Consider the following 11,988-nt stretch of genomic DNA (forward strand, 5'->3'; position numbering starts at 1 on the left):
CCTGAAGTTTATGCTTTCATCTTCGCCGGAAATGGCCCTATGATTAATGTCCAGTTTTCAAATAGTGGACTGCATATGTCATCACGTCGCTTTGGTAGCCAGTCGCTGGTGCGCCTGTTGGGTCACTGGCAGCAAATTACTTCGCGCACGCCGCTGTGGCGTCAGTTAGCCGATGCGCTGCGCCTGCTCATTCTGGACGGCAGGCTGGCGCTGGATACACGCCTGCCCGGCGAGCGGGAACTGGCGAGCGCGCTGAATGTCAGCCGTACCACCGTCAGTAGCGCACTGGCGCACCTGCGCGACGAAGGTTATCTGGAAAGCCGTCATGGCAGCGGGTCGCGCGTGATTCTGCCGGAAAGTCACGCCGTCCCGACTCGCGCAGCCATCACGTCGGCACTGGATCTCTCCACTGCCGCGCTCAGCGCCGGACCAGAAATTCATCAGGCTTATACCCACGCGCTCACCGCCATGACGCAGCATCTGTCGCTGACGGGTTACGATCAGATGGGTTTGCTGGCGCTGCGCGAGGCGATTGCTGCACGCTACAGCGCGCGTGGATTGCCGACGCGCGCGGATGAAGTGATGGTGGTTAATGGCGCGGTCAGCGGGCTGGCATTAGTATTGCGAATGCTTACCGGCCCTGGCGATCGGGTGGTGGTGGATCATCCGACCTATCCGCTGGCGATCGCTGCGATTCAAGGGGCATCGTGTCGTCCCGTCGGTGTTTCGCTGCCGGAATCGGGATGGGACACCGCTGGTTTTGCCGCCACGCTGGCGCAAACCGCGCCCCGTCTGGCGTACCTGATGCCGGATTTCCATAATCCGACGGGACGTTGTATGGACGCCGCCACCCGTCAGACGATAACGGATATCGCCGCCCAGACCCGCACGACACTGGTTGTCGATGAGACCATGGTTGACCTGTGGTTTGATGCGCCACCACCGGCACCGCTGGCGGCATTTAACTCGCAGGCCAGCGTTATCACATTGGGTTCTGCAGGAAAAAGCTTCTGGGGGGGATTACGCCTTGGCTGGATCCGCGCGTCTTCGCGCACCATCGCGACGCTTGCGCAAACGCGCGATACGCTCGATCTTGGATCACCGTTGCTGGAACAGCTTGCTACGCTCTGGCTGATTGAGAATTCAGCGTCGTTCCTGTCAGCAAGACGAGAGATGCTGCTTGAACGCCGGAACCGATGTGGCGCGTTGATGCGCGAGCATTTTCCTGAGTGGCGTTTCTGTGAGCCAGAAGGGGGGCTTTCTTACTGGGTAGAACTTCCAGGGATGGTGGCGACTCAGCTAGCGGCGCGAGCAGAAGCGCTGGGAATTCATCTGGGTACCGGCACGCGGTTTGGTGTCTCGGGGGCGTTTGATCGCTACCTGCGGATGCCTTTTTCATTGGATCCCGAGGAGCTTGAGAAAGCACTTTTGCAAATTAAACCACTATGGGCAAATTTGAATAAAACAGACGTTTTTTTAAAACGCGCTGTTATATAGCGCTTTAGAAATAATAAAAACTGCTGGCTGCAATGCATGCAGTCAGCAGTTTTCACAGGTTTGTTCTCAGTGCTGAGGAGGAATTGGGAAACCCTTCAGAGAAATAACAAAACTTTCTCCTTCTTTCTTTATTTTTGCGCCTGTGTCACACCAGTCAGATGCAATACGAAAGAACTCATCACTTCCTACATTCCAGCCAAGACGTACATGCTTTACATAGCCTGAGCGGAGCAGATCGCAGGCCTCTTTGTAGTCACTGGCATTAGACAGTTGTTGTTTCATTTTCTCTTCTTCAGAATTTTTCGTAGTGCTTTGATTTCTTTAGGAGTAAATGGCGCTACACTCTCTTCTTCCGTATGCTGATTATCGATATCCTCTTCCGATACTCCCGCCTCTTCTACTGCTTCAAAGGCCAGCAGCAGCAGTTTTTCTGTGGTGACACTTAAATTCTCGTTATTCACTTCTGCGTAATGGCGAAGTCTTTCTTTCAGCGCTTCATCTATTTTTACGTTAAGTACCGCAGTGACCATGTTTGTAACTTCCCTTCGGAATAAGTTATTTATTTAATACACGAAGTTATCAGCGCAATCCACATATATATTTTTTGCTTATGACAGAATAAAAACACCCAACAATAATTTGCCAGTCTATTATTACAGGTTTATGACAATAATATTTCAGATGAATGAATGATATATTACATAACCCATTTAAATGTAGGGCTAATAACGAGAATATCAATTGTGGGTTCTGTGGACGGTAGTGAAGTGTGGAAGGCCAGTGAAGATCGAAGGTGTTACGCGAGCGAGAAAGTCGAGACAGGTAGAAATGGGTGGGGGCCCTGCCAGCTAACAATAAGCCTTATTTTTCAATGCAATAGAAGCAAGTGAAACACACCATTTGTACCACCAGAAAGGAGAAGGAATGAATCACGGCAGGAGCAGAAGCCAACGCCGCCAGTAACCTTATGCTAAACATCTTCGCCGCTATGTCACAGATAGAACGTGAAATGATGTTAGAGCGTCAGGCAGAAGGATATGCCGCAGCCAAAGCCGCAGGGCGCAAAGGCGCTCGCGGTAATGGTGTATCGGTTGACCGTTTTGGAATTGTATCAGCACTCGCCGCTGGCGCGTCAATCCGTACCATTGCGAAGGATTTCAGCGTATCAAGGCTGAACAAGTTTCCTAAGTGTTCGACGAGGCCACCAGCGCCCCTGATATTTGGAGATGGCCCGGCGTGGAAATGGGTGCCTTCTTCGAACGACGTTAAGCGACTCACGCAATGGCGTAACTGACAACACCACCGACACATCTTACTCTATCGGATTAGGCAAATTCATTGACTGCGAGATCAGCTCTGAGCGAATACAATCAAGTTGAAAAGCGACAGTTTTGGCAGGACCAATAGGCGCTGAATGTCTGGCCCGCAGGAAATAAAACCATGTGAGTTTTTATCTGATTGACCTCATAGCATTTCGGACAAAATGCAGTTTCATCACCATCCTTCCAGTACAGCCCATGTTTGAAGGTGAAAGTTGATTTATCTTTTAAACTCCCCTCAAGATCTTTGATCTTTTGCTCGGCATCGAACAAAAGTGTTTGCATTGTCACGGCTTCTATCTTGGCGTTAGCAAGTTCAACCATCAGATTAGCTAACACAAGTTTGAGCGTTGCCTTGTCCAGTTCATCGCTGTTATTCGCCAGCTTTTGGGTGATGATCACCGCTTTATCGAGAATTCCTACCGCAGCCGCCATGCTTGCCAATACACCTGCCATAGCATCCCCTGCCTAAGATTTATCAAAGATCAACCGTCGCTACTTTTCCGGATAACGTTCTGTTACGAATAGAAATTTCTCTTAATCCTGCTATTTGTTGCGCATGTGATTATTGCTTGTAAAATGACCGCCATGATTATTCCCACAATAAGTAAATGGACTTATGCAGCAATACACCAATGAGCTAACCACCGAAATTATAAAATCATGCGCTCAACCACCATTCACACCAGAAGAGATCGCCACATTTGACGAAAGCACGGAGCAAGAAGTTTTAAACCTGATCACACGATTAGCCACCTACCCTGTCAAACTAATCTTCAGGATTGCAACGGTCGGGAGCCTTACCCGTAATGGTGGCGTTCTTCAAAAAGCATCGGGTAAGTGCACTGCCGGGGGATTTCAGGTTGCAAGGGTAGGAGATAAGGTTGTATACGCTGACGGAAGTGAAGCCACTATTATTTCCGGTGCTGGTGCAGCACGAGTCATGCAAGGAGCATCCGCCGCACTGGTTGGAAGTATGCTTGATAATGGCGATGAAATAATCTCAACGCCGCAATCCAGCAATCGACTGGTATTTCGCGAAGCTGACGAACTCCCGAATGGATTTTTAACCATGCCAGGGAGTAAGCACTAATGGGAGCTAAAGGAAACTATCTGTTCAGGGGTGATAAAACTGTTTGCGGTGGCAGGATTCTTGAAGGATGTACCGATCACCAGTTTTTCGACAAAGACATGGCCTGTGAAGGTCATAAAGTGACCTGTGGCAAACATCCAGGATATTACCGTATTTGTGGCGGTCTTAATAACGATGACATACATGGAAAAAGAATAGCTGGAACACTGCACAGCTATAGCTCCTGCCCATGCAAATCGAAATTCGTTCCTTCAAATTTCGTTGATGATTATGAACTTGAAAGCCAGTCAACAACAACCGCAGACAATTATCACAAGGTAGAGTTTCCAGTTCTGCCTGGCCCGATTGAGTCAGAACCAGATCAGCACGCCCAGGCAGCGAAAAAGAAAACAGGCATCGACGCAGGTTTTGCCGTTCTCCCCTACGGCGGCACCACAGAAGCCTGGCAACGTCTGCTATTCACCGAAAACCCACCAGCGGGGGCAAAGGAACTATTCGCTACGCTGAACGGCCCGGATCAAAGATACAAAGCTGGTTCGATCATGCTTCTGGTTGATCCTGAGAAGCAGGACGACGAACAAATCGCCCACATGAAAGCCGCGAAAGCACGAGTTGATGCGGCGTTAGAACCGCTGACAATCCAGGAAGCTAACTTTCTTCATAAGAACAAAGACACCATTGATCTTTTTACCTCTCACGCCAGTACGACAACAGGGATCGCCTCAGAAGCTGCGGGAAAATACTTTGAGAAGATCGAGAGTGTTCTGAGCAAGATTCAGCAAGCATACAAAAATCAGTACATAACCAGTGGGTCATTGATCAGCGAACAATTTTATGTTCAGAGACGGCAACTGTTCGGTGAACTCGATGGCATTCTGACGGATTTCACGCGCCACAAACTCGCATTGCAGGACTACCCAGACATTAAACGGGCGTTGGGGCTTTCAACCAATTCGATTACACATCGCTGGAATCAGACCGGAGTTGCAGACATTGAGGGCTACGCCACCTTCATCGAGAAAGCTGCTAAGTATGTGAAAATGATGAAAGCAGTTGGCTATGTCGGTATTGCTCTCGATGGGGCTAACAGGCTGGATAAGATTTATGAAGCCTGCACAGTCGGGTCTGACTGCGAGAAAACGGCGTATACCGAGGTTGAAAGTTTTAGCGTCGGCTTAGGTACCGGAATGGGCGCAGGTGCGCTTGTATCTGGTTCTGTGTCTACTACAGTTTGCTCGGTTGTCTTGGGTACACTAACGATTGAAGCTGCCGGTGCTGGAATGTTGGCCTGCGGCGTGATCTTCACTGGTTCGGTTGGCTATGCTGCAGGGGAGTTAGGTGGTAAGTTTGGCGAAATGATAGGTGAAAAAATTTATGAGGTAACAAAGTGACGGTCTCCGCTTTTGATGTCCTCGTTATTGGTACTGGGGGAGTCATACTGATCTCTACTGTTACTATGGTTGTACTATCAATCTTGAACAAAAAGCGCTTCCTTGAGGTGTGCCGTTTGTATGAAGGGGAATTTGGCTCCGTGCCACTTGCTGCCACGGTGTTAAGAGATGCTGATTTACTCGGTTTCACCGCTGGATACTCCACAAAAATGGACTTCATTATCCATCCATTGATCTTTGGCAAAAAGTCTATCCAGAGCAAAAATGATGATGTAGATTTTATACGAGGGCTGCCTGCAAACATCAAGTACTGGTTTATAGCCGAATTCTTGTGTTCATTGGTTATTTTTATTGGCCTTATTATTGGTAGCATCTGTCTTTGGGTCGATAAATGATTAATTCAGCAGACTGAGCATCTGCGGATTTGGAGGATTAAGCCTCATCTGCGGTATAGCTGTTGCGGTGCTCTCATTTATCAACAAAAAGCGTTTCTCCGCGATCTGCACGCTATATAAAGAAAAGTTTGGTTCTCTCCCTGTCGGAGCAATAATCTTCGATTATGCTGATTTCATAGGGTTTAGCTCAGGTTATGCAGCGAAGATCAACTTTATCGTGAATCATCTGATCTTTGGTAGAAGCTCAGTTGACAGTACAAATGATGATGTTGCATTCATCAGAGGCTTGCCACCTAACCTCAAAAACTGGTTCATAGTCGAATACGCATTCTCTTTCCTGGGATTGCTATCAATAGCTATCGCTGGATCGGTGTTGTACTTTCGATAAGATCCCCTGATCAAGCCAGCATAACTGCTGGCTCCCTTTATACATGGCTCAAAGAGTCTCTATCACTTCCACCAACCGCGAGACATCAACGCCCTTCCCGTATCGATTATAAGTGATCGTGGCGTTCGAGCACCTGGGAGGCGAATTGTTCGGGGAAGCTATTCTGCTTAAATGTTGTGGCGGCATCGTGTGGCAGCGAATGGTACTCAGGCAAACCATACTTGCCCCTGAACCTCGTAAACCAACGGCTGAAATAGTGACCATAGCTCCCAAGATGCAGTGTTAGCTCAGGGAACAGATGTCCTTTTCTTTCTTTGATGAAATCAAGTAGACCAAGTGTCAGCAGTTGCGAATTGATCGGAACGAATCGGCGCGAACTGTCCGTTTTAAGCGTCTGATTCGCATTCAAGTTATCAACACGGAAGCACCAAACTCCGTCAACTGTCATCACGTCATTGTGGTAAAGCTGGCAAATCTCGTTTTGCCTCATGCCTGAGTAACGAGCGATTAAAATAATCCAGCGCTTCCAATCCTTCGCACCACTCAAAGCGATGTGCAGACGTTTTAGATCGTTGAGAGTGAACGCAGGGCGGCGATCCATCGGTGCCGTGGTTTCTTTCACGCTCATACCTTCAAATGGGTTTCGGATATCTTCATCCGTGCGCGCGGCAAGCCATTTGAAAAATGCTGCATTCTTCTTGATGTAACGGTTTCTGGTGGATGCAGAACCTTCAAGTCTATCGACAAACTCAGCAGCACTACGCTTACTAAAAGGTTCTTTCGTGGCAGCAAGATACGACTTCACGCATCTATTGATCGTCAAAATCTCGCGTTCACCTACCGCTCCCTTTTTAGCATTGATGTACTTCTCAAGTTCTCTCCTGAGATCCGGAAATAATTGCCTCTTCTTTTTCACCAGGTCAGAAGCAGCAGAAGATGAGTGTGCCGGGATGGCCTGTGGAACACAGGCGAAAGGCTGTGAGGTGATGTATTGCTCTGCACGTTTCATAGCTTCACGCTTTGAACGTGTACGCAGAGAAATGCGAATCTCACGCCGTCTCCGAGGTGTTAGATATACTCTGCGGTAGTACCAGATTCCGTGAAGGGATAGCATCAGATGTGACATTGATTAGTCTTCTAAGTGATACACAAAAGTTGTACCACCAACGGATCAATGCAAAGAAATGAGATTTTTAGCTATAAAAATCATAGCGTTAGTAGAAATGGGTGGGGGCCCTGCCAGCTACATCCCGGCACACACGTCATCCGCTTTGGCTGCTTCCTTCCGGATCTGACCTGGTAAACAGAGTAGTGTTGCGGGAGAACCAACAGAGCCCCCATTGAGAGCGTTGTTCCCAACGCGCTGGCGCATTATCCCTGCACAGGATCGCAATTGCAAGTTAACCGCGCTCGGATGTTGGTTTATTGCGCAAACCCCATCATTTATCCGCTATTATCGTCATCCCGGCATGAAATGAGCGCAAGGATGAAGCATGGCAGTAAAAATAAGACTCGCAGTTCCAGGCGATGTTCCCGGTTTATTCGACGTCCGCACATCGGTCACGGAAAACGCCATGAACCAGGAAGAGATGCAGACGCTGGGCATTACGCCTGAAGCGATAACATCTATGATTCTGGCTTCTGACTGCACATGGGTCGCAGTTGATGACGAGCGCATCGTGGGTTTTTCCATGATTATCCCCGAGGATAACTGTCTTTTCGCCGCGTTTGTTCTTCCACAATTTGAAGGTTTAGGGCTGGGTAAAAAGCTGGTGCACATTGCTGAGCAGGCGCTTTTCACACACAGCGCTACGATTTGGCTGGAAACGGGAAAGCATACGCGAGCCGCGGGCTTCTATCGCCATCTAGGATGGGGCAATGAACAGGATGCTGGCGACGGCGATATCCGTTTAGAGAAACGCCGACAGGGCTAACGCATGGATAATAACGATACCTTCCCGCAACGGGTATGGCAGATTGTGGCCTCGATTCCGCAAGGATTTGTCACGACCTATGGCGACGTTGCCCGGCTGGCGGGTTCGCCACGCGCGGCGCGTCAGGTGGGCGGCGTACTCAAGCGCTTGCCGGAAGGCAGCACGTTACCCTGGTATCGGGTCGTGAATCGTCACGGAGAGATTTCCCTGATGGGGCCTGATCTACAGCGTCAGCGCCAGGCGTTGCTGTCAGAAGGCGTGCAGGTCTCGGGGAAAGGCCAAATCGATATGAAGAAATATCGGTGGGTGTATTAAAACCCTCTCCCCGCAAGGAGAGAGGGCGAGAGACGAGATTAGTACTGCGTCGGGGCAGGAACCGCTGAAGACGGATTAACTTGCGTTGGTGAGGTTGACGGAACGGTTGTTACCGAACCACCGCCCTGCTGCATCGGAACGGCTGTCTGCTGAACCGGTACCAGCGTCAGATCGGCTTTTGTCCCGCCCTGATTAATCACCGGCTGAACCGTATCGGTGATAAACACCAATTTGTCATTAACCGTCACCGCTGCGCTCAACAAGATGCGCGCGTTTGGCTGAATGTCTGCCGGGTTAAAGGGCAGCACGAAGCTGAACGGGGACTGTTTACCTTCGGTTCGTACCGCTTTCTGCGACAGCACTTTTGACGGTGCGTCAGCCAGCGAAGCATCCGACAGGGTCACGGTCAACACGGCATCCGGCGGCAGTGCCACTTTCTGACGGATCCAAACCGTACCGGAAACATTCGGTTGCTGCATGGTCGGCTGCGTTGTCGCCCCTGCCGCATTAGGGTTTGGCGCTGGCGTCTGAATGTCTGCACTTTTGTCCGCACACGCAGACAGAGCAACCGCTACCGCTAAACCACTTAACATGTGCACGAGTTTCATTGAGTTCTCCTTATCTTCAATGCCCAAGCGGGATCGATCCCGCCCGAAGTCGTTAACAAAAACATAACGTGACTAAGTGTGGCACATATCACTTATTTATGCCTGGTTTCGCCTCGTTATTCAGATTATTGCACCCATCGGACCACTTGCCATTCTGCGTTATAATCAGCGTACCTTTCGCGATGGCGCTTTATTGAGGACGACTATGAGTCAAGCACTGAACAATCTGCTGACATTACTGAATCTGGAAAAAATTGAAGAAGGACTCTTCCGCGGACAGAGCGAAGATCTCGGCTTGCGCCAGGTCTTCGGCGGTCAGGTCGTGGGTCAGGCGCTTTACGCAGCCAAAGAGACCGTGCCCGAAGATCGTCTGGTGCACTCTTTTCACAGCTATTTTTTGCGTCCCGGCGACAGCGCAAAACCGATTATTTATGATGTAGAAGTCCTTCGCGACGGCAACAGTTTTAGTGCCCGCCGCGTGGCCGCCATTCAAAATGGTAAACCGATTTTTTACATGACGGCCTCATTCCAGGCCTCGGAGCCGGGATATGAGCATCAAAAAACGATGCCGTCCGCCCCTGCTCCTGATGAGCTGAAATCAGAAACGGATATCGCGCGTGCGCTGGCGCATTTGTTGCCGCCGCAGGTCAAAGAAAAATTCCTGTGTGATAAGCCACTGGAAATCCGCCCGGTCGAGTTCCACAACCCGATGAAAGGCCATATCGCCGAGCCGAAGCGTCAGGTGTGGATGCGCGCTAATGGCGCGATGCCGGAAGATCTTCGCGTTCATCAATATTTGCTGGGCTATGCCTCTGATTTCAATTTCTTGCCGGTGGCATTGCAGCCGCACGGCGTGGGCTTCCTGGAGAAGGGAATGCAGGTGGCGACTATCGACCACTCCATGTGGTTCCATCGCCCGTTTGATATGAATGAATGGCTGCTGTATAGCGTGGAAAGTACGTCGGCATCCAGCGCGCGCGGCTTTGTGCGCGGCGAGTTTTATACTCAGGATGGCATTCTGGTGGCCTCGACGGTGCAGGAAGGGGTGATGCGAAATCGAGGTTAAGTCTGGAGCTGGCTGATGCCCTCACCCTGGCCCTCTCCCGTGGGAGAGGGAACAAACATTAAAAAAGGCAACTGACGTTGCCTTTTTGTTTTGACCTTGTGCGGTCGGATGCCCTCACCCCAGCCCTCTCCCACGGGAGAGGGTGACGACACAAAAAACGGCAACTGAAGTTGCCGTTTTGCTTTGACCTTGTGCGGTCTGATGCCCTCACCCCAGCCCTCTCCCACGGGAGAGGGTGAAGACACAAAAAACGGCAACTGAAGTTGCCGTTTTGCTTTTATTAGGCGTTATACGCATTCTCGCCGTGGCTGTTGACGTCCAGACCTTCGCGTTCCTGCTCTTCCGGTACACGCAGACCCACGGTCATATCAGCAAGTTTGTATGCGATGAAGGCGACGACACCAGACCAAACGATTGTCACGCCGATGCTTTCCAGCTGAACCAGAACCTGATGGCCCATGGTGACACCTTCTGCATAACCCACACCGCCCAGCGACGTCGAGGCAAAGATACCGGTCATGATGCAGCCAACAATGCCGCACACGCCGTGCACACCGAACACGTCGCAAGGGTCATCGACACGCAGAACACGTTTCAGTGCAGTCACGCCCCACAGACCAGCCAGACCGGCAACCAGACCGACGATCAGCGCTCCACCTACACCCACATAACCACAGGCTGGCGTGATACCGACCAGACCAGCAATCGCACCGGAACACGCGCCCAGCAGAGACGGTTTACCACGTACCACCCACTCGCCCAACACCCATGAAAGGATTGCGCCCGCGGTTGCGACAACGGTGTTCACAAAGGCCAGAGCGGCGATTTCGTTCGCGGCGCTCGCAGAGCCAGCGTTGAAGCCAAACCAGCCAAAGTACAGAATCGCAGTGCCCGTGAAGACCATCGGCAGGTTGTGCGGTTTGAACGCTTCTTTGCCAAAGCCCACACGCTTGCCAACAAGGTATGCACCCACCAAGCCTGCTACCGCGGCGTTAATGTGAACAACCGTACCGCCTGCAAAGTCCAGCGCGCCATGGGAAGCCAGCAGACCGCCGCCCCAGACCATATGCGCAATTGGCACGTAAGAGAGCGTCAGCCACACCACCACAAAAATTAGCACCGCTGAGAAGCGAATACGTTCCGCTAGTGCGCCGACAATCAGGCCAACCGTAATCGCGGCGAAAGACCCCTGGAACGCGACGTGGATGTACTGATAGAAACTGCCCATCAAGGCGGTCAGTTCAATATTTTTCAGCATCACCCAGTTAAAGTTGCCGAAGAAGGCGTTGCCTTCACCGAACGCGAGTGAATAACCGTAAACCACCCACAGCACACAGACCAGCGCGAACGTCACGGCAACCTGGGTCAGCATCGACAGGACGTTTTTACCGCGGATCAAGCCGCCGTAGAACAGCGCGATGCCCGGAATAGTCATGAACAGCACCAGCGCGGTGCAGATCATCATAAAAGCGTTATCGGCTTTATCAGCCACCGCAGGGGCTGCCATCGCCAGGCCCGGCAGCAGTGCCAGAGACCCCAGAGCCAGTTTGATTGTTGTTTTCTTCATTTTCTCGATCCCTATCACTGTGTGCCAGGAGTTACTTACAGTGCCGCTTCGTCAGCTTCGCCCGTACGGATGCGAATGACGCGCTGCAATTCGGCAACGAAAATTTTGCCGTCGCCAATTTTGCCGGTGTAGGCCGCTTTGCTGACCACATCAATCACTTCATCAAGCTGATCGTCAGCAATCGCCACATCAATCTTCACTTTAGGCAGGAAGTTGACGCTGTATTCTGCTCCGCGATAGAGCTCCGCATGACCCTTCTGACGCCCAAAGCCTTTCACTTCGGTGACCGTCAGCCCCTGAATACCCATTGAAGACAACGCTTCACGCACGTCTTCGAGTTTGAATGGTTTGATGACAACCGTAACCAGCTTCATAGATCCCCTCCAGTCAGAATTCAATAATGGCCGCAGCGCTT

14 protein-coding genes, 1 other RNA gene and 1 pseudogene are annotated in these 11,988 nt (G+C 50.9%); 8 read left to right on the forward strand and 8 right to left on the reverse strand.

What is annotated here, in order from left to right; genetic code table 11:
- Positions 1-75: 75 nt before the first annotated feature.
- Complete coding sequence (gene yczR / locus AC07RN_RS05010) at positions 76-1,497, forward strand: MocR-like transcription factor YczR (protein WP_478335730.1); 1,422 nt, start codon at positions 76-78, stop codon at positions 1,495-1,497.
- A gap of 66 nt (positions 1,498-1,563) precedes the next feature.
- Here the strand turns inward: yczR and AC07RN_RS05015 are convergent, their stop codons facing one another.
- Together AC07RN_RS05015 and AC07RN_RS05020 are read right to left on the reverse strand one after the other, a co-directional pair.
- Positions 1,564-1,779, reverse strand: a complete 216-nt coding sequence (locus AC07RN_RS05015) for a hypothetical protein (protein WP_041689306.1) — start codon at positions 1,777-1,779, stop codon at positions 1,564-1,566.
- Positions 1,776-2,027 (reverse strand): hypothetical protein, encoded by a 252-nt coding sequence (locus tag AC07RN_RS05020; protein WP_012016329.1) that lies wholly within the window; start codon positions 2,025-2,027, stop codon positions 1,776-1,778. The genes AC07RN_RS05015 and AC07RN_RS05020 overlap by 4 nt, the downstream gene beginning before the upstream one ends.
- Positions 2,028-2,452: 425 nt before the next feature.
- On the opposite strand from AC07RN_RS05020, the pseudogene AC07RN_RS05025 reads away from it, so the two are divergent.
- Positions 2,453-2,665: pseudogene (locus AC07RN_RS05025) on the forward strand (recombinase family protein); the annotation flags it as partial.
- Between the two features lie 202 nt (positions 2,666-2,867).
- Here AC07RN_RS05025 and AC07RN_RS05030 read toward each other — a convergent pair.
- Positions 2,868-3,272 (reverse strand): hypothetical protein, encoded by a 405-nt coding sequence (locus AC07RN_RS05030; protein WP_478335731.1) that lies wholly within the window; start codon positions 3,270-3,272, stop codon positions 2,868-2,870.
- Positions 3,273-3,435: 163 nt separating this feature from the next.
- Here AC07RN_RS05030 and AC07RN_RS05035 point away from each other — a divergent pair, with 163 nt between their 5' ends.
- From AC07RN_RS05035 to AC07RN_RS05045, 3 genes are read left to right on the forward strand one after another with little or no spacing between them, the layout of a single operon-like run.
- Positions 3,436-3,909 (forward strand): PAAR domain-containing protein, encoded by a 474-nt coding sequence (locus tag AC07RN_RS05035; RefSeq protein ID WP_478335732.1) that lies wholly within the window; start codon positions 3,436-3,438, stop codon positions 3,907-3,909.
- Entirely contained in the window at positions 3,909-5,300 is a 1,392-nt protein-coding gene (locus AC07RN_RS05040; RefSeq protein ID WP_478335733.1) for a PAAR domain-containing protein, read from the forward strand. Before AC07RN_RS05035 ends, AC07RN_RS05040 begins: the two co-directional genes overlap by 1 nt.
- Entirely contained in the window at positions 5,297-5,695 is a 399-nt protein-coding gene (locus AC07RN_RS05045) for a hypothetical protein (protein ID WP_478335734.1), read from the forward strand. Before AC07RN_RS05040 ends, AC07RN_RS05045 begins: the two co-directional genes overlap by 4 nt.
- A gap of 494 nt (positions 5,696-6,189) precedes the next feature.
- On the opposite strand, the gene AC07RN_RS05050 is transcribed toward AC07RN_RS05045, so the two are convergent.
- Positions 6,190-7,092, reverse strand: a complete 903-nt coding sequence (locus AC07RN_RS05050; protein WP_478335735.1) for a site-specific integrase — start codon at positions 7,090-7,092, stop codon at positions 6,190-6,192.
- Between the two features lie 225 nt (positions 7,093-7,317).
- Positions 7,318-7,414: signal recognition particle sRNA small type (gene ffs, locus AC07RN_RS05055), an RNA gene on the reverse strand.
- Between the two features lie 162 nt (positions 7,415-7,576).
- Between ffs and AC07RN_RS05060 the strand changes: the two genes are divergently transcribed.
- Together AC07RN_RS05060 and AC07RN_RS05065 are read left to right on the forward strand one after the other, a co-directional pair.
- On the forward strand, positions 7,577-8,017 hold the full coding sequence (locus AC07RN_RS05060; RefSeq protein WP_478335736.1) for a GNAT family N-acetyltransferase: 441 nt from the start codon (positions 7,577-7,579) through the stop codon (positions 8,015-8,017).
- Positions 8,018-8,020: 3 nt separating this feature from the next.
- Complete coding sequence (locus AC07RN_RS05065; RefSeq protein WP_478335737.1) at positions 8,021-8,332, forward strand: MGMT family protein; 312 nt, start codon at positions 8,021-8,023, stop codon at positions 8,330-8,332.
- Between the two features lie 38 nt (positions 8,333-8,370).
- On the opposite strand, the gene AC07RN_RS05070 is transcribed toward AC07RN_RS05065, so the two are convergent.
- On the reverse strand, positions 8,371-8,940 hold the full coding sequence (locus tag AC07RN_RS05070; protein ID WP_012016326.1) for a YbaY family lipoprotein: 570 nt from the start codon (positions 8,938-8,940) through the stop codon (positions 8,371-8,373).
- A 205-nt stretch (positions 8,941-9,145) separates the two neighbouring features.
- Here AC07RN_RS05070 and tesB point away from each other — a divergent pair, with 205 nt between their 5' ends.
- Positions 9,146-10,006: an acyl-CoA thioesterase II gene (tesB, locus tag AC07RN_RS05075; protein ID WP_478335738.1), complete on the forward strand. Its 861-nt coding sequence runs from the start codon at positions 9,146-9,148 to the stop codon at positions 10,004-10,006.
- A gap of 280 nt (positions 10,007-10,286) precedes the next feature.
- Here the strand turns inward: tesB and amtB are convergent, their stop codons facing one another.
- Entirely contained in the window at positions 10,287-11,573 is a 1,287-nt protein-coding gene (gene amtB, locus AC07RN_RS05080) for an ammonium transporter AmtB (RefSeq protein ID WP_478335739.1), read from the reverse strand.
- 35 nt (positions 11,574-11,608) lie between these two features.
- Positions 11,609-11,947 carry a P-II family nitrogen regulator gene (gene glnK / locus AC07RN_RS05085; protein WP_012016323.1) on the reverse strand — a complete coding sequence of 113 codons (339 nt, stop codon included), beginning with the start codon at positions 11,945-11,947 and terminating at the stop codon, positions 11,609-11,611.
- Positions 11,948-11,988: the final 41 nt, after the last annotated feature.

Source organism: Lelliottia sp. GFLA7 (assembly GCF_056490165.1).

What these genes read in the sequence shown, in the direction of transcription:
- AC07RN_RS05035 (WP_478335732.1), top strand. Translation starts at nt 3,436, where the DNA reads ATGCAGCAATACACCAATGAGCTAACCACCGAAATTATAAAATCATGC.
- AC07RN_RS05070 (WP_012016326.1), bottom strand. Translation starts at nt 8,940, where the DNA reads ATGAAACTCGTGCACATGTTAAGTGGTTTAGCGGTAGCGGTTGCTCTG.
- AC07RN_RS05030 (WP_478335731.1), bottom strand. Translation starts at nt 3,272, where the DNA reads ATGGCAGGTGTATTGGCAAGCATGGCGGCTGCGGTAGGAATTCTCGAT.
- AC07RN_RS05020 (WP_012016329.1), bottom strand. Translation starts at nt 2,027, where the DNA reads ATGGTCACTGCGGTACTTAACGTAAAAATAGATGAAGCGCTGAAAGAA.
- AC07RN_RS05040 (WP_478335733.1), top strand. Translation starts at nt 3,909, where the DNA reads ATGGGAGCTAAAGGAAACTATCTGTTCAGGGGTGATAAAACTGTTTGC.
- AC07RN_RS05060 (WP_478335736.1), top strand. Translation starts at nt 7,577, where the DNA reads ATGGCAGTAAAAATAAGACTCGCAGTTCCAGGCGATGTTCCCGGTTTA.
- amtB (WP_478335739.1), bottom strand. Translation starts at nt 11,573, where the DNA reads ATGAAGAAAACAACAATCAAACTGGCTCTGGGGTCTCTGGCACTGCTG.
- AC07RN_RS05015 (WP_041689306.1), bottom strand. Translation starts at nt 1,779, where the DNA reads ATGAAACAACAACTGTCTAATGCCAGTGACTACAAAGAGGCCTGCGAT.
- yczR (WP_478335730.1), top strand. Translation starts at nt 76, where the DNA reads ATGTCATCACGTCGCTTTGGTAGCCAGTCGCTGGTGCGCCTGTTGGGT.
- AC07RN_RS05050 (WP_478335735.1), bottom strand. Translation starts at nt 7,092, where the DNA reads ATGAAACGTGCAGAGCAATACATCACCTCACAGCCTTTCGCCTGTGTT.
- tesB (WP_478335738.1), top strand. Translation starts at nt 9,146, where the DNA reads ATGAGTCAAGCACTGAACAATCTGCTGACATTACTGAATCTGGAAAAA.
- glnK (WP_012016323.1), bottom strand. Translation starts at nt 11,947, where the DNA reads ATGAAGCTGGTTACGGTTGTCATCAAACCATTCAAACTCGAAGACGTG.
- AC07RN_RS05065 (WP_478335737.1), top strand. Translation starts at nt 8,021, where the DNA reads ATGGATAATAACGATACCTTCCCGCAACGGGTATGGCAGATTGTGGCC.